19 protein-coding genes and 1 pseudogene are annotated in these 20,264 nt (G+C 73.2%); 12 read left to right on the top strand and 8 right to left on the bottom strand.

Annotated elements, in window-relative coordinates; genetic code table 11:
• The first annotated feature begins 15 nt into the window (after positions 1 to 15).
• The 3 genes from AB0B63_RS14260 to AB0B63_RS14250 all read left to right on the top strand — a co-directional run bounded on the left by AB0B63_RS14260 (position 16) and on the right by AB0B63_RS14250 (position 2,844).
• Positions 16 to 1,125: a magnesium and cobalt transport protein CorA gene (locus AB0B63_RS14260; protein WP_357018307.1), complete on the top strand. Its 1,110-nt coding sequence runs from the start codon at positions 16 to 18 to the stop codon at positions 1,123 to 1,125.
• A gap of 577 nt (positions 1,126 to 1,702) precedes the next feature.
• A complete protein-coding gene (locus tag AB0B63_RS14255; RefSeq protein WP_357018304.1) occupies positions 1,703 to 2,353 on the top strand; it encodes a C39 family peptidase in 651 nt (216 codons plus the stop codon).
• A gap of 95 nt (positions 2,354 to 2,448) precedes the next feature.
• Complete coding sequence (locus AB0B63_RS14250; protein WP_208570799.1) at positions 2,449 to 2,844, top strand: YchJ family metal-binding protein; 396 nt, start codon at positions 2,449 to 2,451, stop codon at positions 2,842 to 2,844.
• Between the two features lie 106 nt (positions 2,845 to 2,950).
• Here AB0B63_RS14250 and AB0B63_RS14245 read toward each other — a convergent pair whose 3' ends face one another.
• The 4 genes and pseudogenes from AB0B63_RS14245 to AB0B63_RS14230 form a co-directional block, all read right to left on the bottom strand.
• Entirely contained in the window at positions 2,951 to 4,225 is a 1,275-nt protein-coding gene (locus AB0B63_RS14245; protein ID WP_357018300.1) for an MFS transporter, read from the bottom strand.
• A gap of 551 nt (positions 4,226 to 4,776) precedes the next feature.
• Positions 4,777 to 5,496 (bottom strand): annotated as a pseudogene (locus AB0B63_RS14240) (hypothetical protein); the annotation flags it as partial.
• Between the two features lie 83 nt (positions 5,497 to 5,579).
• Entirely contained in the window at positions 5,580 to 7,196 is a 1,617-nt protein-coding gene (locus AB0B63_RS14235; protein ID WP_357018298.1) for a protein kinase, read from the bottom strand.
• Positions 7,197 to 7,325: 129 nt separating this feature from the next.
• Positions 7,326 to 7,847 carry a MarR family transcriptional regulator gene (locus AB0B63_RS14230; RefSeq protein ID WP_357018295.1) on the bottom strand — a complete coding sequence of 174 codons (522 nt, stop codon included), beginning with the start codon at positions 7,845 to 7,847 and terminating at the stop codon, positions 7,326 to 7,328.
• 50 nt (positions 7,848 to 7,897) lie between these two features.
• Between AB0B63_RS14230 and pip the strand changes: the two genes are divergently transcribed.
• The 5 genes from pip to AB0B63_RS14205 all read left to right on the top strand — a co-directional run bounded on the left by pip (position 7,898) and on the right by AB0B63_RS14205 (position 13,475).
• Positions 7,898 to 8,851, top strand: a complete 954-nt coding sequence (gene pip, locus AB0B63_RS14225; RefSeq protein ID WP_357018292.1) for a prolyl aminopeptidase — start codon at positions 7,898 to 7,900, stop codon at positions 8,849 to 8,851.
• A gap of 193 nt (positions 8,852 to 9,044) precedes the next feature.
• Complete coding sequence (locus AB0B63_RS14220; protein WP_357018289.1) at positions 9,045 to 10,175, top strand: N-acetylmuramoyl-L-alanine amidase; 1,131 nt, start codon at positions 9,045 to 9,047, stop codon at positions 10,173 to 10,175.
• 58 nt (positions 10,176 to 10,233) lie between these two features.
• Positions 10,234 to 11,808 (top strand): FMN-binding glutamate synthase family protein, encoded by a 1,575-nt coding sequence (locus tag AB0B63_RS14215; protein ID WP_357018286.1) that lies wholly within the window; start codon positions 10,234 to 10,236, stop codon positions 11,806 to 11,808.
• A 61-nt stretch (positions 11,809 to 11,869) separates the two neighbouring features.
• Positions 11,870 to 13,057 carry a DNA polymerase IV gene (gene dinB / locus AB0B63_RS14210; protein ID WP_357018283.1) on the top strand — a complete coding sequence of 396 codons (1,188 nt, stop codon included), beginning with the start codon at positions 11,870 to 11,872 and terminating at the stop codon, positions 13,055 to 13,057.
• A gap of 46 nt (positions 13,058 to 13,103) precedes the next feature.
• Positions 13,104 to 13,475: a hypothetical protein gene (locus AB0B63_RS14205; protein ID WP_357018280.1), complete on the top strand. Its 372-nt coding sequence runs from the start codon at positions 13,104 to 13,106 to the stop codon at positions 13,473 to 13,475.
• A gap of 62 nt (positions 13,476 to 13,537) precedes the next feature.
• Here AB0B63_RS14205 and AB0B63_RS14200 read toward each other — a convergent pair whose 3' ends face one another.
• Entirely contained in the window at positions 13,538 to 15,022 is a 1,485-nt protein-coding gene (locus tag AB0B63_RS14200; RefSeq protein ID WP_208570789.1) for an SDR family oxidoreductase, read from the bottom strand.
• Between the two features lie 155 nt (positions 15,023 to 15,177).
• A complete protein-coding gene (locus AB0B63_RS14195) occupies positions 15,178 to 15,819 on the bottom strand; it encodes a hypothetical protein (protein WP_219462152.1) in 642 nt (213 codons plus the stop codon).
• Positions 15,820 to 16,106: 287 nt separating this feature from the next.
• Between AB0B63_RS14195 and AB0B63_RS14190 the strand changes: the two genes are divergently transcribed.
• The 4 genes from AB0B63_RS14190 to AB0B63_RS14175 are packed head-to-tail and all read left to right on the top strand — an operon-like array spanning position 16,107 to position 18,541.
• Positions 16,107 to 16,508: a YbaB/EbfC family DNA-binding protein gene (locus AB0B63_RS14190; protein ID WP_357018277.1), complete on the top strand. Its 402-nt coding sequence runs from the start codon at positions 16,107 to 16,109 to the stop codon at positions 16,506 to 16,508.
• Positions 16,495 to 16,815, top strand: a complete 321-nt coding sequence (locus tag AB0B63_RS14185; RefSeq protein WP_357018274.1) for a type VII secretion target — start codon at positions 16,495 to 16,497, stop codon at positions 16,813 to 16,815. Before AB0B63_RS14190 ends, AB0B63_RS14185 begins: the two co-directional genes overlap by 14 nt.
• The gene (locus AB0B63_RS14180; protein ID WP_357018271.1) at positions 16,812 to 18,128 is read left to right on the top strand and encodes a WXG100 family type VII secretion target; all 1,317 of its coding nucleotides are present in this window, start codon (positions 16,812 to 16,814) and stop codon (positions 18,126 to 18,128) included. Before AB0B63_RS14185 ends, AB0B63_RS14180 begins: the two co-directional genes overlap by 4 nt.
• Entirely contained in the window at positions 18,125 to 18,541 is a 417-nt protein-coding gene (locus AB0B63_RS14175; protein ID WP_357018268.1) for a hypothetical protein, read from the top strand. The genes AB0B63_RS14180 and AB0B63_RS14175 overlap by 4 nt, the downstream gene beginning before the upstream one ends.
• Before the next feature lie 84 nt (positions 18,542 to 18,625).
• Here the strand turns inward: AB0B63_RS14175 and AB0B63_RS14170 are convergent, their stop codons facing one another.
• Complete coding sequence (locus AB0B63_RS14170) at positions 18,626 to 19,030, bottom strand: hypothetical protein (RefSeq protein ID WP_357018265.1); 405 nt, start codon at positions 19,028 to 19,030, stop codon at positions 18,626 to 18,628.
• A gap of 239 nt (positions 19,031 to 19,269) precedes the next feature.
• The gene (locus AB0B63_RS14165) at positions 19,270 to 20,235 is read right to left on the bottom strand and encodes a hypothetical protein (protein WP_357018262.1); all 966 of its coding nucleotides are present in this window, start codon (positions 20,233 to 20,235) and stop codon (positions 19,270 to 19,272) included.
• Positions 20,236 to 20,264 lie beyond the last annotated feature (29 nt).

The following is a 20,264-nucleotide window of genomic DNA, read 5'->3' as shown; positions in this document are numbered from 1 at the left end:
AGGCGGAGGTACCCGGTGGAGCGGCGAGCGCTGACGACCCTGCTCGGTCCCCGACTGCACACCCTGGTCGGCCGGCTACGCCGACAGGCCGGGGAGACCACTACCGCCACCACCCGACGGGTCAACCCCGATGCCGTCGTCGACTGCGCGGTCTATGTCAACGGCCGCCGGGAGACCGGCCGGCTGCACTACGCCGACGCGTACGCCCGGGCCCGGCGCAGCCGCAACACGTTCGTCTGGTTGGGACTGCACGACCCGGGCGCGGCGGTGCTCGCCGCCGTCGGGCAGGTCTTCGGTCTCGACGAGCTGACCGTCGCACAGGCCCTCGCCGACGGGCACCGGCCCACCGTGCAACGACACGGCCCGGTCACCCTGCTGGTGCTGCGCACCGCCGCCTACGTCGCCCAGGGCGAGCTGACCGCGACCTCCGAGGTGGTGGACACCGGTGACGTGATGGTGCTGCTCGGCGACCGGTTCGTGGTCACCGTCCGGCACGGCGCCTCCGGCGCCCTCGCGCCGGTCCGCCAGGCGATCCAGGGCCGCCCGTCGCTGCTCGCCGAGGGCCCGTGGGCGGTGGCGTACGCGGTGACCGCCCGGATGGTCGACCTCTACCTGGAGGTCGCCGCCCACCTCGAGCAGGACCTGGAACGGGTCGAGGAGAGCGTCTTCGCCCCGGAGCACAACGCCGACATCCAGCAGATCTACCAGCTCAAACGGGAGTTGGTGGAGTTCAAGCGGGCGGTGCTGCCGCTCCAGGAGCCGTTGCGCGCCCTGGTCTCCGGCCCGGACGGCGGCCCGCCTGCGGGGCTGCGCCGCTGGTACGTCGACGTGGAGGGCCGGCTCACCCGGGCCGTCGACCGGATCACCTCCTACGACGAGCTGCTCAACTCGATCCTGCAGTCCCGGCTCACCCAGCTCGCGGTGGACCAGAACAACGACATGCGCAAGATCGCGGCGTGGGCGGCGATCGCCGCCACCCAGACCGCCGTGGCCGGCGTCTACGGGATGAACTTCGCGCGGATGCCCGAGCTGTCCTGGCGGTACGGCTACCCGGCCGCGTTGGCGCTGATGGCGACGGCGGCATTCACCCTGCACCGGATGTTCCGCCGATCCGGCTGGCTCTAGATCCCGCCGGCCGCGTCGACAGCCGGTCGCCGGCAGCCCGGCACGGCACGCCCGGCTGGGACCGATGAGGGGGGCCGGGCACCCGCCGTCGTGCCTGTCCGGCACCCGGCCGGGCGATCACGTCGTGCCGGTAGCGCAGGTTTCCGTGCGGGATGACGGGTTCGCCCTGCGCGGGGTCGGGCGGTGGCGGTCACCGGGCGGCGGATGGTGTCGGGTGGGTGCTTACGCCGGTGGAGGTGGGTTCGGGCGTGGTGTCCGGTTCCGTGGCGGCGCGGTGGTCCGGTGGTCGGCGGGCCGTCCCCGGTGGGTGCGGTGTCCCGTGGCCGGGGCCACCCGCACGGCGGAATCGCCGCCGGGGGCGGGGCGTTGTATCTGGCATACCACCGCCACTCCCCCACCCGAGGGGGACGGCCCCGGAACCCCGATCGCGGAATGCGGTCGCCACCGGGTCGGTTGACAATCCCCGGACGCCCGAGCAGGTCCCCCCGATCGCCGGGCGATCCCCCCGAACTTCCGGCCACGCCCCACCCCCCCTGTGGGCGTACGCCACACCCCCGATGCAGAGGAGCACGCCACCATGCGTACCGATCTGATCCGCAAGACCGCCCTGACCGCCGCCGGCCTCGCCTTCACCACCGGCGCCATCGCCGGCCCACTCACCGCCGCCTACGCCGCCGACGCCCGCACCCCCGCCTCCGTGCAGGCCGACCGCAAGCCCGCCGGCGAGCGTGAGCTGACGATGGACTACCAGGCGCAGCCGAACTTCTACTACTGCGGCCCCGCCGCCACCCGCAACGCCCTGTCCGTCCAGGGCAAGAACATCGACGTCGACGCCATGGCCAAGCAGATGCGCACCACCGAGGCCGGCACCGACAGCATCAACGACATCACCCCCGTGCTGAACAAGGAGACCGGCCGCAAGGCCTACGAGAGCACCGAGATCCGCACCGCCAAGGCCGACACCAAGCAGACCGACGAACTGCGCGCCGACATCGTGCGTACCGTCGACGACGGCCGGGCCGTAGTCGCCAACATCGCCGGCACCGCCACCGACACCGACGGCAACACCCACTCCTTCGAAGGCGGCCACTACATCAGCGTCATCGGCTACCGCGACGGTGGGAAGACCGTCACCATCGGTGACTCCGCCAACCCGAACACCGCGTCCTACCGGATGAGCGTCGACAACCTCGCCGACTGGATCGCCACCCGCGGCTACACCTCCTGACCCGCTACCCGTCCTGACCCCGAACACCGATCGGGCCGCCCCCACCCGGGGGCGGCCCGATCGTCGGTCACGGGGCGTGCGGCAGGATGGGTGTCATGGCCAAAGACGCATCCCGGCGGTCCTGCCCCTGCGGCACCGGGCTGCCGTACGACGACTGCTGCGGGCCGCTGCACCGGGGCGAGGGTACGGCCCCGACGGCGGAGGCGTTGATGCGGTCCAGGTTCAGCGCCTTCGCCGTCGGCGACCCCGCCTACCTGTTGCGCAGTTGGCACTCCCGCACCCGGCCGGGCGGGCTACGACTCGATCCCGCCCAGCGGTGGACCCGGTTGGAGATCGTGGAACGCACGCGCGGCGGCCTGCTCGACAGCACCGGCACGGTGGCGTTCCGCGCCCACTACCGCGACGCCGGGCAGCCGGGCACGGTGGACGAGCACAGCCGGTTCGTCCGCGAGGACGGCAACTGGGTCTACCTCGACGCGTTGCCGGGCTGATCCCGGCGACGCCGATCACGCCCGGGCCCCGAGCCCCGGCGGCGGGCGTCGGCCCCTGGGCAACGGCGCACGTCCGCCGCCGCCCGCTCGCCGCCCCGGTGCCGGCTCACGAAACCACCTCCACCGGCGGGCGGGGCGGCGGCACCGCACCGGACCGCCCCGACACCAGCAACGCGGCGGCGACCAGCAGGTAGGGCCCGGCCGCCGCCGCGAACGCCATCGCGTGCCCGCCCGTCGCGGCGACCAGCGCGTAACCGCCGTAGGCGACGATCATCGCCAGGTCGGTGCCCATCCCGGCGAGCGAGGTGACCGTCGCCCGCCCCGGGCCGGTGATCCGGGCCTGCAACCGGGCGTCGGCGAGCACCGTGGCCAGTTGCAGGGCGCAGAACGCCACGCCGAGCAGCACGAAGCCGCCCGGATGTCGTACGACGGCCCCGCCGGCCAGCGCGACCGCGGCCAGGGCGAGCAGCGCCGCGTACCCCCGGGTGGACAGGCGCTCCGCCGTCGGGGCGAGCAGGCCACCGACGGTCATCCCGAGCCAGACCGGCAGGAGCAGCAGTGGCACCGTGGACGTCGGGACACCGGTGTCCCGGGCCAGCAGCGGGGTGTACTCGTCGAGGATGCCCCAGAGTGCCGTCACCGCCGGGACGAGCAGCACGGCTGCGCGTACCCGCCGGTCGGCGCGCGCCTCGGCGAGACCGGTGCGCAGGCTCGCCCACCAGCCCACTTCGGCCTCCGCGCCGTCCGGTGGCCCGGGGACCGGCACGGTCGACGAGCCGTCGGCCGGCGCGGCGGGACGGTGTTCCGGGAACCGGGTGGCCACGGCGGCGGCCAGCACACCGGACAGCACGCTCGCCGCGCCGACCGCCGGCCACCCACCGACGGCGAGGACCGGGCCGGCCAGACCGAGCGAGGCGAGCACGCCGAGCACCCCGGCGGTCCGGGCCCGGCCCATCGTGCGGGCGTACCGGCCGGCAGCGCCGAGCCGGTCGAGTTCGGTGTAGACCAACGCCTCCAGGGCGCCGGAGCCGAGCGCGCCGGCGGCACCCCAGAGCACGAAGCCGAGCGCGAACGCCCACCACGACGGCACCAGCACCCACAACGCGAAGCAGGCCCCGGTGAGCAGCGGCGCGAGGCAGAGCAGCAGGCGGCGGGAGACGGTGTCGGCCCAGGCCCCGGACGGGACCTCCAGCAGGACAGCCGTCACCGACCAGAGCACGAACAGCCCGGAGATCTGCCCGACGGTGAGGCCGGTGTCGCTGAACAGCAGGACGTACACCGGATAGAGCAGGACGAGGTCGTCGAGGAACAGGTAGCAGTAGAGCGTGGTCGACAGTCGGCGGACACGGGTGTCGGGCACCCGTGTGCGGGTGAGGGTCATCAGGGCCTTTCCACGGGACGGAACGGACGCGGGAGGTACGGCGTCCGCGGCGGCCCGCGGTTTCGGCCTTCAGGGCCGGATCAACATCGCCAGGTCATCCGCCGATGCTAGCCCGTCCCGGCCCTGGGGTGCGGCCCTGCGGGGTGCACACGGCGGCGGGGCGGGACCCTGGTCCGGTCCCGCCCCGCCGCCTGCGCCGGTCAGCCTCGGGGCGTGCCCGGGTCCAGCGGGGGGATGACCATGGTGGCCTCACTGTCGGTGGTGGAGCCGTCCACCGGCCCGGCCTGGCGTGGCACCGCGACGCCTGACGCGTCGGTGGCGTCCCGGTCCGCGCCCGGCGCTGCCGGTGGGGTCGGTTCCGGGTCGGCAGGACGGGACACGACCTGGGTCTGCTCCGCCTCGTCGGACCGTGGCAGGACCTGGGTCGCCTCGGCGTCGTCGGGACGGGTCACCACCTGGGTGCGCTCGGCGTCGTCGTCCAGCGGCGTCGGTGGGGTGGGGGTGGCGGCGGTGGGCACCGGCGGGGTGCGCTCGGCCTGCGCGTACGGGCCCAACCGGGCAGCGACGTCCTGCCGGCCCGCCTGGTAGGCACGGGCGTGGGTGGCGATGGTGCGGGACTCCTGCTCGGCACGGGTCAGCCAGGACTCCCAGCGGGCCTGCATGGGACGGATCAGTCCACCGCCGACCCCGACGACGAGGATTCCGCCGACGGTGGCGAGGACGGCGATCAGCACCGGCGTGGTGACCGCGGTGGCGACACCGATCTGGTTGAGCGCGGCGATCACCCCGAGCCCGAGGATGAACACCGAGGCGATGTTGGCCAGCACCCGGCCGTAGGACAGGCCGCCGAGCGCGCTGCTGATGATGTCCTTGACCGCGTTGGCGATCGCGGCGGCGACCACCACGATGACGATGGCGACGAACGCCCGGGGCAGCCAGGCGATCACCCCGGCGATCAGGTCGGAGATCGGGTTGGGCCCCCAGATGCCGAAGGCGAGTTGGAGGGTCACCAGCAGCACCCCGTAGTAGGCGAGCTTGGCGACGATGTCGCTGGCGTCGTAGCGGGAGCGGGCCAGGGCGGTCTTGATGCCGCCACGCTCGACGGCCCGGTCGAAGTGCACCCGCTCCAGCACCTTGTCGACGATCCTGCGGACGGCCTTCGCGATCAGCCAGCCGGCCACCAGGATCGCCACGAAGGCGACCGCCTTGGGCAGGAAAAGCAGCACCGCGCGGAGGGCGTCACCCGCCGCGTCGCCGAAGTTGTCTGTCATCCGTGGTCCTCCACCGTCAGCTCGGTCGACCCCCGAAGCTACCCCCGGCCGGTGCGCCGGAAACTCCGGTCGGGACCGGACGGTCAGCCCGAGGTGCAGGTGGGCAGCAGTGACACCACGACCGGGCCGGCGGGGGCGGAGGCGTTGCCGGCGTCGTCGACGGCGATCACCTGGACCGGGATCCTGGTGGTCGCCGTGGGCGTCGGCAGGTCGCCGAGGGTGCCCGCGAAGGTGTCCGGGCCGGTCTGGGTCATGGCGACCGTGCGGATGGCCCCGTCGAGGGTGTAGCGCAACGACACCCGCAGCAGGTCGCCGGCAGCCCCGTCGTCGAGGGCCCGGGCGGTGACCGTGGTCGAGGTGGCCACGTCGGGGCAGCCCTTCGGCTCCACCGTGGCCGGGCTGGCGTCCACGGCCGACACCGTCGGCGGGAACACGTCGGGGGGCAGCAGCGGGCTGATCGCCGTGGCCGGTGGGGTGGGACTCGGGGTGCGTACCCGGGTGGTGGCGGCGGTGGCGGACCGGGCCGGGGTGGTGGGCGGTGGGTCCGTCGTGGTCGCCGCCGGGGTGGGGCTGCGGCTCGGTTCCGGCGGCACGACGCTGATGGCCGGGGCGGCGGCGAGCGGCGCGGGGCTGCGGGTGGTGGCGGCGGTCGCTCCCGGCCCGACGGCACCGTCGGCGAGGGTGAACGCCCCGGGCCCGCGGGCGACGTAGCCCAGCCCGACGACGCCGACCAGCAGTGCCGCGGTCAGCCCGACACCGACCAGGGCGTTGCGGGTGCCGCCGCGCCGGGGGCCCGGGTGGGGCCCGGCGGGGTCGACGGCCGCCGGGTCGACGTGCCCGGGGGCGCCCTCGGGGAAGGGGAGGCAGGCGGCGAGCAGCGCGACCCGTTGGGCCAGCTGACGCCGCCCCCGTTCCTCCCAGTCCCCGCCGTACGAGCGGGCGGCGGTGTGTTCCAGCTCGGTGAGGAAGATCTCGGCGGGCTGGGTCCGGTCGGCGGGGCACCAGGCCAGGCCGTGGCGGAGCAGGTCGTGCACCGGGGCGGGGGTCGGGGTGCCGGGGATCGGGGCGGCGCTGTGCTGCGCGCGCAGGGTGGCCAGGTCCCGTCCGTCGTAGGGAGGTCGGCCGGTGAGGCACTCGAAGAAGGTCGCGGTGACGGCGTAGATGTCACCGGCCGGCTCGGCGGGGGCCCCGGTCCACTGCTCGGGGGCCTGGTAGTGCCGGTTGCCGGCGGGTGGGGCGATGCCGACGTCGGTGAGCGTGGGCCACCCGTCGCGGGTGACGAGCACGTTGTCGGGGCGGTGGTCACCGTGTACCACACCGCGGGCGTGTACGGCGGCGAGCCCGGCGAGGGAGCCCTTGAGGACGCAGAGCGCGGCCTCCGGGCCGACGGGGCCGCGTGTGCGCAGCAGCTGACGCAGCGTCACCCCGTTGACCAGCTCCACCACGATCGCCGCGGCGGCGTGCGTCTCGGCGTACTCGAAGAGGCGGCAGACGTGCGGGTCGTCCACCTCGACCAGCAGTCGCGCCTGCTCGCGCAGGGCCATCCGGAAGGCCGGATCGCCGCCGAGGGCCGGGGTCAGGTAGCGGATGGCGACCGGGGTGCCGGTGGCGTCGTGGGTGGCGAGCAGCACCGGGCCGGACGTGCCCGCGCCGAGCTGCCGTACCGGGGTGTAGCCGGACAACCGCCAGTCGCCGGTCACCCGCCGGCCTTTCCGGTCCGCCGGGACTGGTCACAGGTCAGGGCCACACTGATCATTCTTACCCGGCGGGAGCTGCGGTGAATCGGCGCAACGGTTGTTTCCTCGCCTCCGGTCGTCCGGCTGCGAAGATTACTTTCGGTCACCGGGTGGGGTCGGGGGCTGTCCGCCCGGGGCGAACTGCGGGGCGACGTCGGCGACGCGTTGCCGCATCGGCCGCCGTCGCAGCGCGGCCAGCGCCTCGTCGACGAGGCGGCTCAGCGGGTACGCCAGCTCCGCCTCGAACCGGCGGGCGGCGGTGGCGGTGGCGGCGTACTCGGCGTGCAGGAGGGGCAGCAGGTGCCGGGCCCGGTCGGTGGGGGTGACGACGCGTTGCCGGGCGTCGACGCCGGGGGTGAGGGTGACCAGCCCGTCGGCTGCCATCCGGGCGACGGTCTGGCTGGCGGCGGAGTGGGTCACCCCGGTCGCCCCGGCCAGGGTACGGATCGACGCCGGCCCGAGGCGGTCCAGCGCGATCAGCACCGGGGTGTAGCGGGGTCGGAAGCCGGGCAGCCCGAGGTCGGCGTAGACGGCGGCGACGTCACCGTCGAGCAGGTCGAGCAGGTGCCGCAGTCGGGTGCCGAGCAGTGCGGGGTCGGACGGTTCGTCGGGCATGCCGTAATGTAACAGCGCTGTTGTATCTCGCGCTGCCGGGGAGGCCACCGATGGACGAGCGGTACCCACCGATCGAGCCCTACGACCAGGGCATGCTCGACGTCGGCGACGGCAACGCGGTCTACTGGGAGGTGTGCGGCAACCCGGCCGGGCGGCCCGCGCTGGTCGTCCACGGTGGACCGGGCTCGGGCTGCGGCCCGTGGGCCCGGCGGTACTTCGACCCCGACCGCTACCGGGTGGTCCTGTTCGACCAGCGCAACTGCGGACGCAGCACCCCGCACGCCGCCGACCCGGCCACCGACCTGCGGCACAACACCACCGCGCACCTGGTCGCCGACATGGAACGGCTACGCGGGCACCTTGGCGTCGACAGGTGGCTGCTCTACGGCGGCTCGTGGGGCTCGACGCTGCTGCTGGCGTACGCGCAGCGGCACCCGCAGCGGGTGTCGGCGATCGTGATCGGGGCGGTCACCACCACCCGCCGGTCGGAGATCGACTGGCTCTACCGGGGTGTCGGCCGCTACTTCCCCCGCGAGTGGGAACGGTTCCTCGCCGGCGGCGGCGTCGGCCCCGACGACGACGTGGTCGGCGCGTACGCCCGGCTGGTGCAGGACCCGGACCCGGCGGTGCGCGAGCGGGCGGTGCGGGACTGGTGCGCCTGGGAGGACGCGGTGGTCTCCGCCGAGGGGGTGGGCAACCCGTACGGTGACCGCCCGTCGGCCGAGCGGACCGCGATGGTGCGGATCTGCGCGCACTACTTCTCCCAGGGGGCATGGTTGGCCGAGGGTGAGCTGATCCGGCACGCCGGTCGGCTCGCCGGCATCCCGGGCGTGCTGATCCACGGCCGGGTCGACCTGGGCAGCCCGCTGGCGACCGCCTGGGCGCTGCACCGGGCCTGGCCGGGCTCGCGCCTGCAGGTGGTCGAGGGGGCTGGTCACTTCGGCACGGTGCAGACCCGGCGGCACCTGCTGGCCGCCCTGGACGACTTCGCCGCCGCCGACTGAGCGGTCGCCCGGGTCCATCCCCCGACGGCAGGACATTCGGACAGTTCTGCCCGGCACGCCTCGAAGACGGGCAGAATCGATCGATGCCGCCCTCTAGCGCCGACCGCCGGAGTGGCAATATCCTCCATCACACGCGGAATAACTGGAGCTAGTTTTCGTCGTCAGCGCCGCCGTCGCTCGCCGAGGAGATGCCATGTCCGTCGTACGCCCCGCACTCGACCGTCGTACGCTGCTGCGGGCCGGTCTCGGCGCGGCCACCGTCACGGTCGTCGGGTCCGACCTGGCCCTGCCGGGCGTCGCCGAGGCCGCCCCGGGCGCGGACCTGGACTGGATCATCGACTGCGACGAGTGGGACGCCCGCCCACCGGCCGACCCGCTGTCGGTCAGCACGATCCCCACCAACAAGATCATCGTGCACCACATGGCCTTCCCGAACGTCACCGACCACTCCCGCGAGCAGGCGGTCACCCTGGCCCACGACTGCCAGGACCTGCACATGGACGGCAACGGCTGGTCCGACACCGGCCAGCACTTCACCGTCAGCCGGGGCGGGTACGTCCTGGAGGGACGGCACGGCAGCCTGGAGCGGCTACGGGCCGGTGACCGGCAGATGGTCTCGGCGCACTGCCCCGGCGAGAACGGCCGGGCCATCGGCATCGAGAACGAGGGCACCTACGTCACCGACACGCCGCCGCAGGCGCTGCTCGCCTCCCTGGTCCGGCTCTGCACCACCGTCTGCCGGCAGTACGGCCTGCACGCCCACGACATCTTCGGCCACTGGGACTTCCGCGCCACGCTCTGCCCCGGCGCGCAGTTCTACCGCCTCTTCCCCGGCATCCGCCGGCAGGTCGCGCACCGGCTCGGCACCCGGGCGGGCGAGGCACCGGCCCGCCGCTGGCCCGACCTGTGGCGCTTCGTCAACGCCCCCGGTGTCCAGGTCGCCCAGTACCTGCTGGCCCACCGCGGCTACCCGGTCACCCCGAGCGGCACGTTCGACGCCGCCACCGTCGCCGCGGTCGGCGACTGGCAGGCCCGCAACGGCATCCCGGTCGACGTCGACGCCACCCTGACCGCCCCCACCTGGGAAACCCTCGCGCCCGAACTCGGCCGCGACGCCACCGGCCTGCCCGTGCAGGCGGTGCAGTTCATCCTGAACTGGAAGGGCTACGCCGAGGTCACCGTCACCGGCGGTTACGACCCGGCCACCCGCCGCGCCGTGCAGGACCTCCAGGCGCTGCACGGCCTGCCCCGCACCGGCACGGTCTCCACCGAAACCTGGTGCGCCCTGGTCGGCGGCATCGTGCGGCAGTCGCTGCGGCACTGACCACACGCCACACCGGCAGGCTGTTTGGGCGACGGTGGCAGCGGGGAGTGTGGCCGGCATGACGTGGGCCCGCCGCACCGTACCCGTGATCGCCGCCGCCGTCGCCGGCCTCGCCGCCCGGGACGTCCTCCAACGTGACCATGCGCTGCTGCGCAACTTCCCGCTGGTCGGGCGGGCCCGCTACCTGCTGGAGGCGATCGGCCCGGAGCTGCGGCAGTACATCGTCGCCGGCAACGACGAGGAACGCCCGTTCACCCGGGACCAACGGCGGTGGATCTACGCCTCGGCCAAGCAGGAGAACAACTACTTCGGCTTCGGCACCGACAACGACATCGAACGCAGCCCCGGCTACCCGATCATCAAACACCGCACGTTCGCCCGGACCGTCCCGTCGTCGGTGCCGACCGCCGGACACGACGTACGGCTGCCGGCCGCCAAGGTGCTCGGCGGGCCACGAGACCGGGCGAAGGCGTTCCGCCCCGGGTCGGTGGTCAACATCTCCGGGATGAGCTTCGGCTCGCTGTCCGGCAACGCGGTGTCCGCCCTCAACCAGGGGGCGGCGCTGGCCGGCTGCCTGCAGAACACCGGCGAGGGCGGGCTGTCGCCGTACCACCGCCACGGCGGCGAGCTGGTCTTCCAGCTCGGTACGGCGTACTTCGGCTGCCGGGACGCCCGGGGCCGGTTCGACCTCGCCCGGTTGCGCGACCTGGTGGCCGGCGCTCCGGTGCGGGCCCTGGAGATCAAGCTCAGCCAGGGTGCGAAACCCAGCCTGGGCGGGCTGCTGCCGGGGGCGAAGGTGTCCGCCGAGATCGCCGCCACCCGGGGCATCACCCCCGGGCAGGACTGCGTGAGCCCGTCGCGGCACGCCGAGTTCTCCGACTGCGACAGCCTGCTGGACTGGGTGGAGCTGCTGGCCGCCGAGACCGGGCTGCCGGTCGGCATCAAGTCCGCCGTCGGCGACCTGGGGTTCTGGGAGGAGCTGACCACGCTGATGCGCGACACCGGCCGGGGCGTCGACTTCGTCACCGTCGACGGCGGCGAGGGCGGCACCGGCGCCGCGCCGCTGATCTTCACCGACTCGGTGTCGCTGCCGTTCCAGCAGGGCTTCGCCCGGGTCTACCGGACCTTCGCCGAGCAGGGTCTGCACGAGCAGACCGTCTTCGTCGGCGCGGGCAAGCTCGGACTGCCGGACAACGCCGTGGTGGCCTTCGCACTCGGCTGCGACCTGGTCAACGTGGGCCGGGAGGCGATGCTGGCGATCGGCTGCATCCAGGCCCAGAAGTGCCACACCGACACCTGCCCCACCGGCGTCGCCACCCAGAACGCCTGGCTGGCCCGAGGGCTGGACCCGGCCCGCAAGTCGGTGCGGGCGGCGAACTACATCGGCACCCTGCGCCGGGATCTGGTCAAGGTCGCCGAGGCGTGCGGGGTGGAGCATCCGGGGCTGATCGACACCGACGCGGTCGAGATCCTCGACGGCCGGACCTCGGCCCGCCCCCTGCGGGAGGTCTACGGCTACCAGCCGCAGTGGGGGTTGCCGTCGGCGGCCGACCGGGCGGAGATCGCCCGGCTGATGGCCGGCGAGGCACCCCGGGGTGGCAGCGCCCTCCCCTCGGCCACCGCACAGCGCTGACCCGCGACCCGAACCGGGCAGCTCAGCACCATTTTTCGAACATGTGTGCGAACATGGGGCGGTGTCGACCGGAACCCGCATCCTGCACGCCGACCTGGACGCGTTCTACGCCTCGGTCGAGCAGCGGGACGACCCCCGGCTGCGCGGCCGGCCGGTGATCGTCGGCGGCGGGGTGGTCCTCGCGGCCAGCTACGAGGCGAAGGCGTACGGCGTGCAGAGCGCGATGGGCGGCCGGCAGGCCCGGCGGCTCTGCCCCGGGGCGGTCGTGGTGCCGCCGAGGATGGCCGCGTACACGGCGGCGAGCCGGGCGGTGTTCGCCATCTTCCGGGACACCACCCCCTGGGTGGAGGGGCTCTCCATCGACGAGGCGTTCCTCGACGTGGGGGGCCTGCGCCGGCTCTCCGGATCACCGGTGCAGATCGCGACCCGGCTGCGTCGGGCGGTGCGCGAGCAGGTCGGGCTGCCCATCACGGTCGGGGTGGCCCGGACGAAGTTCCTCGCCAAGGTCGCCAGCGGGGTGGCCAAGCCGGACGGCCTGCTGGAGGTGCCGCCCGACGGCGAGCTGGCATTCCTGCACCCGCTGCCGGTGGAACGGCTCTGGGGTGTCGGCCCGGTCACCGCGGCGAAGCTGCGCGCCCGGGGCATCCGGACCGTCGGCCAGGTGGCCCGCCTCGACGTTCCCGCCCTGGAGTCGCTGCTCGGCGTCGGCGCGGGCGGGCACCTGCACGCGCTGGCCCACAACCGCGACCCACGGCCGGTGCAGGTGGGCCGGCGCAGGTCGTCGATGGGCGCCCAGCACGCCCTGGGGGCCGGGCCGCACTCCCCCGCCGACGTCGACGCCACCCTGTCCGGGCTGGTCGACCGGGTGGCCCGCCGGATGCGGGCCGCCGGCCGGGCCGGCCGGACGGTGACCCTGCGGCTGCGGTTCGCCGACTACACCTCGGCCACCCGGTCCCGGACCCTGCGCCGGGCCACCGACCGGACGACACCGCTGCTGAACACCGCCCGGTCACTGCTGCGCGCCGCCCAGCCTGAGCTGACCCGACGCGGGGTCACCCTGATCGGGGTGGCGGTGGGCAACCTCGACGACGCCCCGGTGCAGCCCGAACTGCCGTTCGACGCCGACCGGGACGTCGAGCTGGACACCGCCGTCGACGCCGTCCGGGACCGGTTCGGGGCGGCGGCGCTGACCCGGGCCACCCTGCTCGGCCGTCGCCCCGGCCTGGAGATGCCCCGATTGCCCGACTGATCCGTCGGGGCTTCCCCGGCGCCGCCGGCTCGGGCATGCTGGATCGATGGGAGAGGTACTGCCGATGCCCAGCTTCGGTGACCTGTTCACCGACGTACGGGGCGACGAACGGACGATGCGGGTCAGCTACCACCCGGAACGCGGAGCAGTGGTGCTGTCCCTGTGGAGCGGCGTGACCTGTCGGGGTTCGTTCCGGATGGCCCTCGACGACGTGTCCCGGCTGCACGGCCTGCTGGCCGAGATCGGGGCCTCGCTCGCCCCGACCACGGTGCTGCCGGCCGTCCCGCCCGCCGGTGGGCCACCCGACCCGGTCGACGCCGCCGCCCGGGTCGCGCCGAGGTCACCGGTCGTCGACCAGACCGGCGACATCTCGGGCACCACCCACCGGGGCGTGCTGCCGGTCCCCCGGGTCGCCTGACCCCGGAGGCGGCCGTCCCGGGCGCGACCACGGCCCCGGCTCCGGGTCGGCCCGCCCACCGCTCACCAGGCGCAGGGCGCGTAGTCCTTGAGGAAGCAGCCGTAGAGTTCCTCGCCCCGCTCGCCACGGACGATCGGGTCGTACACCCGGGCGGCCCCGTCGACCAGGTCCAGCGGGGCGTGGAAGCCCTCGTCGGCCAGGCGCATCTTCGTCGGGTGCGGACGCTCGTCGGTGATCCAGCCGGTGTCGACGCTGGTCATCAGGATGCCGTCGGCGCGCATGTCCTCGGCGCTGGTGCGGGTGAGCATGTTCAGCGCCGCCTTCGCCATGTTGGTGTGCGGGTGCCCCGCCCCCTTGTAACCCCGGGCGAACTGCCCCTCCATCGCCGACACGTTCACCACGTACGCCCGCCCGGTCGGCGCCGCGGCCAACGCCGGCCGCAGCCGACTGACCAGCACGAACGGGGCCGTGACGTTGCACAGCTGCACCTCGAGCAGCTCGACCGGGTCGACCTCGTGCACCCGCTGCACCCAACTGTTGGTGTCCCCGAGGTCGGGGGCGAGCCCACCGGCGTCGATGGCGGTGGCGGCGGCGATCCGCTCCGGCGTGGCTGACCGGCCGGTCAGCGCCAGCGCGGTGAGGGCGTGCGGGGCGATGGCGGCCGCCGGCACGGTCCCGTCCGGCAGCGCCAGGGTGACGCCCCGGCCGCCGGTGAAGGTGAGCAGCTCCGGCAGCGGCCCCTCGGGCAGCGCCGCCGACTCGGCGGCGACCAGGTGGGCGTACGCGCCGGGGGTGCGGCGTACCGTCTGCGCGGCGTTGTTGATCAGGATGTCCAGCGGGCCCTGCGCGGCGACCGAGTCGGCCAGCGCCACCACCTGGGCGGGGTCGCGCAGGTCGATGCCGACCACGCGCAGCCGGTGCAGCCAGTCGGCGCTGTCCGGCATGGCGGTGAAGCGGCGGACCGCGTCGTGCGGGAACCGGGTGGTGATCGTGGTGTGCGCGCCGTCGCGCAGCAGGCGCAGCGCGATGTACATGCCGATCTTGGCACGTCCCCCGGTGAGCAGCGCCCGCCGCCCGGTCAGGTCGCACCGTGCGTCGCGGCGCTCCCGGTTGAGGGTGGCGCAGTCGGGGCAGAGCTGGTGGTAGAACGCGTCGACCTGGCGGTAGCGGGTCTTGCAGATGTAGCAGCCGCGCGGGTTGATCAGGGTGCCGGCGGAGTCACCGGCGGTCGGTGAGGCGAGCGGGATGCCCTTGGTCTCGTCGTCGATCCGGCCCGGTGCACCCGTCGCGGTGGCGGCGGTGACCGCGCGGTCGTGGGCCAGGACGCTCTCCCGCCGCTCCTCGCGTCGCCGCTGCTTCACCATCTTGAACAGCCGGGCGGTGGCCCGCTGCACCCGTACCACGTCCGGGTGGTCGCTGGGCAGCGCCTCCAGCGCCGCGAAGACCCGCAGCGCGACCGCCAACTCGTCCTGGTCGACACCCGGGGTGCCGGCGTCGCGCCCCCGGCTGTCGGCGTTGCCCGATTGTCCGACGTTGTCCACCGTCATGTCCGCTATCGTCCCGCCCTGCCATCCGGGGCCGACCGCCGGCCCGACCCGGGAACTCTACGCACCCGGGGCGGACCGGCGCGACGCGCGGGGCTCGGCGTCGGCGGCGAGCCGGGCCACGGCCCCCGTCCGGGGCCGCAGCCGGAGCCCGCCGGTCAGGGCAGCCTGATGCTCCTGGTGTTCGGGAAGCTGTACGGGCAGGACGCCGAGGACCCGGTGCCGACCACGACATAGCCGGCCGGGATCGGCGAGGCCGAGCAGATGGTGGTGATGCCCGTGGTGGACGGGGTGGTGATGGTCCAGGTGTTGGGGAAGCTGTACGGGCAGGACGCCGACGACCCCTGCGCGATGATCACGAAACCGGACGGCAGGGTGGACGCCTTGCACATCACGCTCGCCGAGCCGGTCGGCGGGATCTTGATGGTCCAGGTGTTGGGGAAGCTGTACGGGCAGGATGCCGACGAGCCCTCAGCCAGGATCACGTAGCCGGTCGGCACGGCGGAGGCCTTGCACATCACGGTGGTCGAGGTGGTGGAGGGCGTGGTGATCGTCCACGTGTTGGGGAAGCTGTACGGGCAGGACGCCGACGACCCCTCCGCGATGATCACGTAGCCGGCGGGGATCGGCGAGCTCTTGCAGATCGTGGTGGTCGCGGCGCTGGCCGGCGTCGCGACGGCGAGCGTGGCGGCGACCCCCGCGACCAGCACGGCGAGCAGGGCCAGGACGGCACGCAGCGGGGTGGTCGTCCCCGGGCCCCGCCGCCGCAGCAGTGGGCTGATCCGCTCGGTCCAGTTCATGCAGGGGTCCCTTCGTTCAGGCGCGTGACTACCGAGGGCATCGTCGCCGGCACGCGCTGTGAGCATAATGGACGGTGCGGCACCCCCGGACAACCCCCGGATCGTCGCGCCCCAGTCGGGAAGCCGACTCGACACCCCGCGTCGTGGCCGTCCGCCGAGACCGGCTCCGACGGGACACTGCCGTGCGTAACCGGTTGGTACGGTGTCGGTGACCACGGTCCGCCGTTGACCGAGGCGTCCCGGCCCGACCGGGCCGGCGTCGGTGACTGTCCCCCGGGGAGGGTGGAATGTGGGCGGATGAGGCGGCCCTGGACGCGGCGACCCGCCGACTCGACGGGTGGGAAGCGTCGTTCACCGACCGGGCGGAGCGGGTGCAGCGCCTCGCAGCCCAGGTGCACACCCTGACCGGCACCGCCCGCAGCCCAGACCGGAGCATCGAGGTCACCGTCGACCCCACCGGTCTGCTGGTCGACCTGCGGCTCGACGAACAGACCCGGCGACACTCCGCAGCCCACACCGCCCGGCAGATCATGGTCACCGCCCGCGCCGCGCGCACCGACCTGCTGCGGCAGCTCACCGAGGCCACCACCCGGGTCCTCGGTGCCGACGACCCGACCGCCCAGGCGATCATCGCGTCGCACCGGCAGCGGCTCGACCCCGGCCAGGACACCCCGGATGCTCACCGGTGACGGCATCCGGGTCGATCCGGACGACCTGACCACGCACGCCGCCCACCTGGACCGCTGCGCCGACAGCCTGGACACCGCCCGACAGGCCGGCCACCACGTCCGGCTCGACGCCGATGCGTACGGGCAGCTCTGCGCGGTCATGCCGACGCTGCTCGGCGGCCTCCAACGGACCCTGGTCGACGGCGTCGACACCGCCGCCGGATCGGTCCGCGACACCGCCGGCAAGCTCCGCCGCAGCGCCGAGAGCTACCGGGCCGCCGACACCCGCGCCGCCCGACAACTCGACCAGATACGGGACCGCCGGTGACCGGCAACCCGCTGGTCGCCACCGCGTCGGACGCCGGCCCCACCGCATGGGCCGGGATCTGGATCTGCGAGGACATCGAACTCATCGCCCAGGGCGTCCGCACCGGCAGCTGGATCGACGGCAGCCTCGGCGTGGTCAGCGCCGGCCTGGATGCCCTCGCCCTCGTCTCCGACCCGGTCGGCGCGCTGCTCCAGTACGGCATCGCCTGGCTCATCGAACACGTCAAACCCCTCAGCGAGGCCCTCGACTGGCTCGCCGGTGACCCCGCCCAGATCACCGCCCACGCCCAGACCTGGCGCAACGTCGCCGCCGCCCTGCGCGCAGACGCCGCCGAGTTGACCCACGCGGTGCGCACCGAGGTCGCCGGTTGGGGCGGCGACGCCGGCACCGCCTACCGGGCCTGGGCCACCGAGCAGCACCAGGCGATCACCGGCCTCGCCCGGTGCGCCGACACCCTCGCCGCCGCCACCGAGGGCGCCGCCGGCCTCGTCGCCGCCGTCCGGCTCCTCGTCCGCGACGCCATCGCCGCCTGCGTCTCCCGCCTCATCGTGTACGCGGGCGAACTGCTCGCCACCGGCGGGCTCGCCACGCCGTGGGTGGTGGAGCAGGTGACCACGCTGGTGGGATCGTGGGCGGCGCGGATCGCCCGGCTGCTGCGCGGGCTGCTGGCGAGCCTACGGCGGTTGCTGCCGGAACTGCGCCGCCTCGGCGACCTCATCGATGCCCTCAAGCAGGCCCTCAACCGGCTTGCTCGAATCGGCCCGACCGATCGGATGGGATCACGCCGCGACTGGACTGACCCACGATCCCGGCCGAGACCCCCGGAGGGCCGGCCGGACTCCCATCTCCCCGCCGGTGATCCGGTCTACCACACCAACCACTCCACGACCGTCGGGTACGACACACGCACGATGAGGAACAGCGAGAAGGTTTTGCCGCTCGATGGTCACCATGATGTGGTCGTCCACGGCACGGACAAGGGTTACTTCCTCCCCGGTAAGGTCTCGGCCGAGGGGGCGGACATGGACGGGAACCCGACCAACGCGGTGCAAATCGCCGCAGCACTCAGAGAGAATCCGGCCTATGACGGGGGCCCCGTACGCCTGGTCTCCTGCTACTCGGGCACGATTGATCCCGGTGTAATCAACGGCGTCCCGCTCGGGCAACAGGTCGCTGACGAGCTTGGCGTGAGCGTAATCGCGCCGACAAAGAGAGTGGGCACGGAACGGTGGGCGGCGGAACCGGAGCCACCTGTCGTCGAGGCCGGTGGAGTATGGAGGACCTTTGACCCGCGACCGGAAGGCCGTCGATGAAGACAGTGGGCTTCTTCCGTGAACTCGGTCCGGACCCAGCGGAGGTCTACGCCGAGAGCATCCGCACCCACCTCGCCCCGGACCCGCTACCTGACGTCGAGGGTGTGGTGCGATATCTCCGCGACGGGCATGGCCTGATCGACGTGATGGGCGCGGAGGTGGACGTCCTCGGTAGTGACCGACACCTCGTGGGCGGTGCCTCCGTCATGACGGACGGCGAATGGCTGTGGCGCGACGACCTGCGGTTCTACGTCACGACCTATCACGTACGCCTTCCCGAGGACTTGCTCGCCACCATTCGCAGGAACAACTATCACGTTCCTGAACTGCCGATCGAGGATCTTCGTGCGGCAGGGAAGGATGCAATGCGGCTCCTCGGCTACCACCGTTCCCCGCCCCCGCAGGTCGCATGACCTCCGAAGGTGAGGCGTCTAATCCCACCACATGCTTGACAGATCCGTCCCACCTGACGCTTGACGTTCGGTCTAGGTCTCTGGTCAGCCCAGGTAGTAGTTGGCCCTCCAACGGGCATCCTCGGCCACAGAGAAGTTGTCGAAGTCACCGGCGGCCTCGCAGTCGAGCAGATAGCGGAGTGCTTCTGCCGCGTCCTCGGAGCCCTCGGCTTTCAGGTGCGCCTTGGTGGCGTCCAGTCCTGCTCCGCAGAGCAGTTGGACGTCGATCGAGCAGTGTGCGTCCCAGCTCGATTCCTTGGCCTGCCAGATGACGAGCACGTCGCTCAGTTGGCCGGCGTTGAACAGTTGCAGACAGCACAGCTTCATCATCTCCGTGTCCTGGTCATGCTGCTCAAGGTCTGCTTGGGCTCGGAGTATCTTGCGGATGTGAGGCAGATCGGCGGAGGACGGCTGCAGGCCATAGCGACGAAGGCTTTCGTCTTCGTTCACTGGTCTCCCTTTGCTGGGGTTGGTACCGTACCTGGTGCGTCTTCAAGCGTTCGGTCCTGGTCAGGAATCCCCCGGTACTGGATGGTCGACCAGGATCAGGCGCAGACGGTGACGATGCACCATCTGAACGGCGGTCACTCCGCCATGCGGGCAACCATGTCGCTCGCCTGGATCCTCTCAACACCGATCCGGCAGAACACGATCTCGGCTGACAGCATCGGAATCCGGGGTCCTGCTGATCATCGGGCGCTGTCCCGTGTGGTACCGGGGGTGTTCGTGAAGCGGTCGGTCACGTCGCTTCCGTCGCGGAGGTAGTCGGCGAGCCTGATCCGTACTCCGTTTCGGACCACTTCGGTGCCCGCGCCGAACGACTCCGGCATCCGTCGGGTACGCCACCAGCGCAACGGCTCCCCCGCCGCCCGCTTCTGCCGCTTGAGGTCCGCTTCCGCCTCCATGACGTCCGCATGCCGCCCCTCGACGACCTCCACCAGTTGGGCACCGGCACGCAGGTGTTGCCGTACCCGGCTCGCCCCGCCGACGCCGAACTTCAGTAGTCCGCGGTGCCGCACCAGATACAGCAGGTACGGCGTGTCCCGCAGCACGGCGAAGGTCCGGTCGTCGGGCTCGGGCGGGCACTGGGCGCAGCTGCGGTCACGCAGCCGTTGCCACGAGCCGCAGCGCAGGTGCAGGCCCCAGGTCCCGTGCGAGAAGGGTGCCTGCCGTTCGCCGTACCACGGTAGGCCGTGGACGTCGCCGGCCAGGTCGGTCCAGCCGTCGCGGCGGTGCCGGTCGAGTTCCTCGCCGAGGGTGATCGCGGCCTGGAACTCGGCGGCGTCCCGGGTGGGGATGGTGTCGGTGTCGGCCAGGCCGGCGAAGTGGCGTACCCGGTCCGCGAGCGCGGGTTCGTCCGGCAACCTGGTCAGCAGGCGTGCCCCGGTGGCGAGGCTCGGCCCGGCGGAGCGCTCGTCCAGGCAGAGGTGGCATCGGGTCCGCCAGCCGGTACGACAAACCCGGAGGCTGCCGCAGGTGCGGCACTGGTAGACGTCGACGCCCCCGCCCGGCAGCAGGCCGAGCGGTTGCATCTGGTCGGTGACCAGGTCCGCGCAGGGTCGGCAGTGGGCGTACCAGGCGATGTCCGGCCCACGCTGGCGGGTGTTCGCCCGGCCGTGGACGGTGTCGCCGCAGTTGACGCAGACGCACTGCATCGGACGACGAACGCGTGACCTCGGTGCCG

This window comes from Micromonospora sp. NPDC049081 (genome assembly GCF_040648835.1).
In the GTDB taxonomy this organism is placed as follows: domain Bacteria; phylum Actinomycetota; class Actinomycetes; order Mycobacteriales; family Micromonosporaceae; genus Micromonospora; species Micromonospora antibiotica.
The sequence above is the reverse complement of the archived record's forward strand: the minus strand, read 5'-3'. Positions and strand labels throughout refer to the sequence as shown.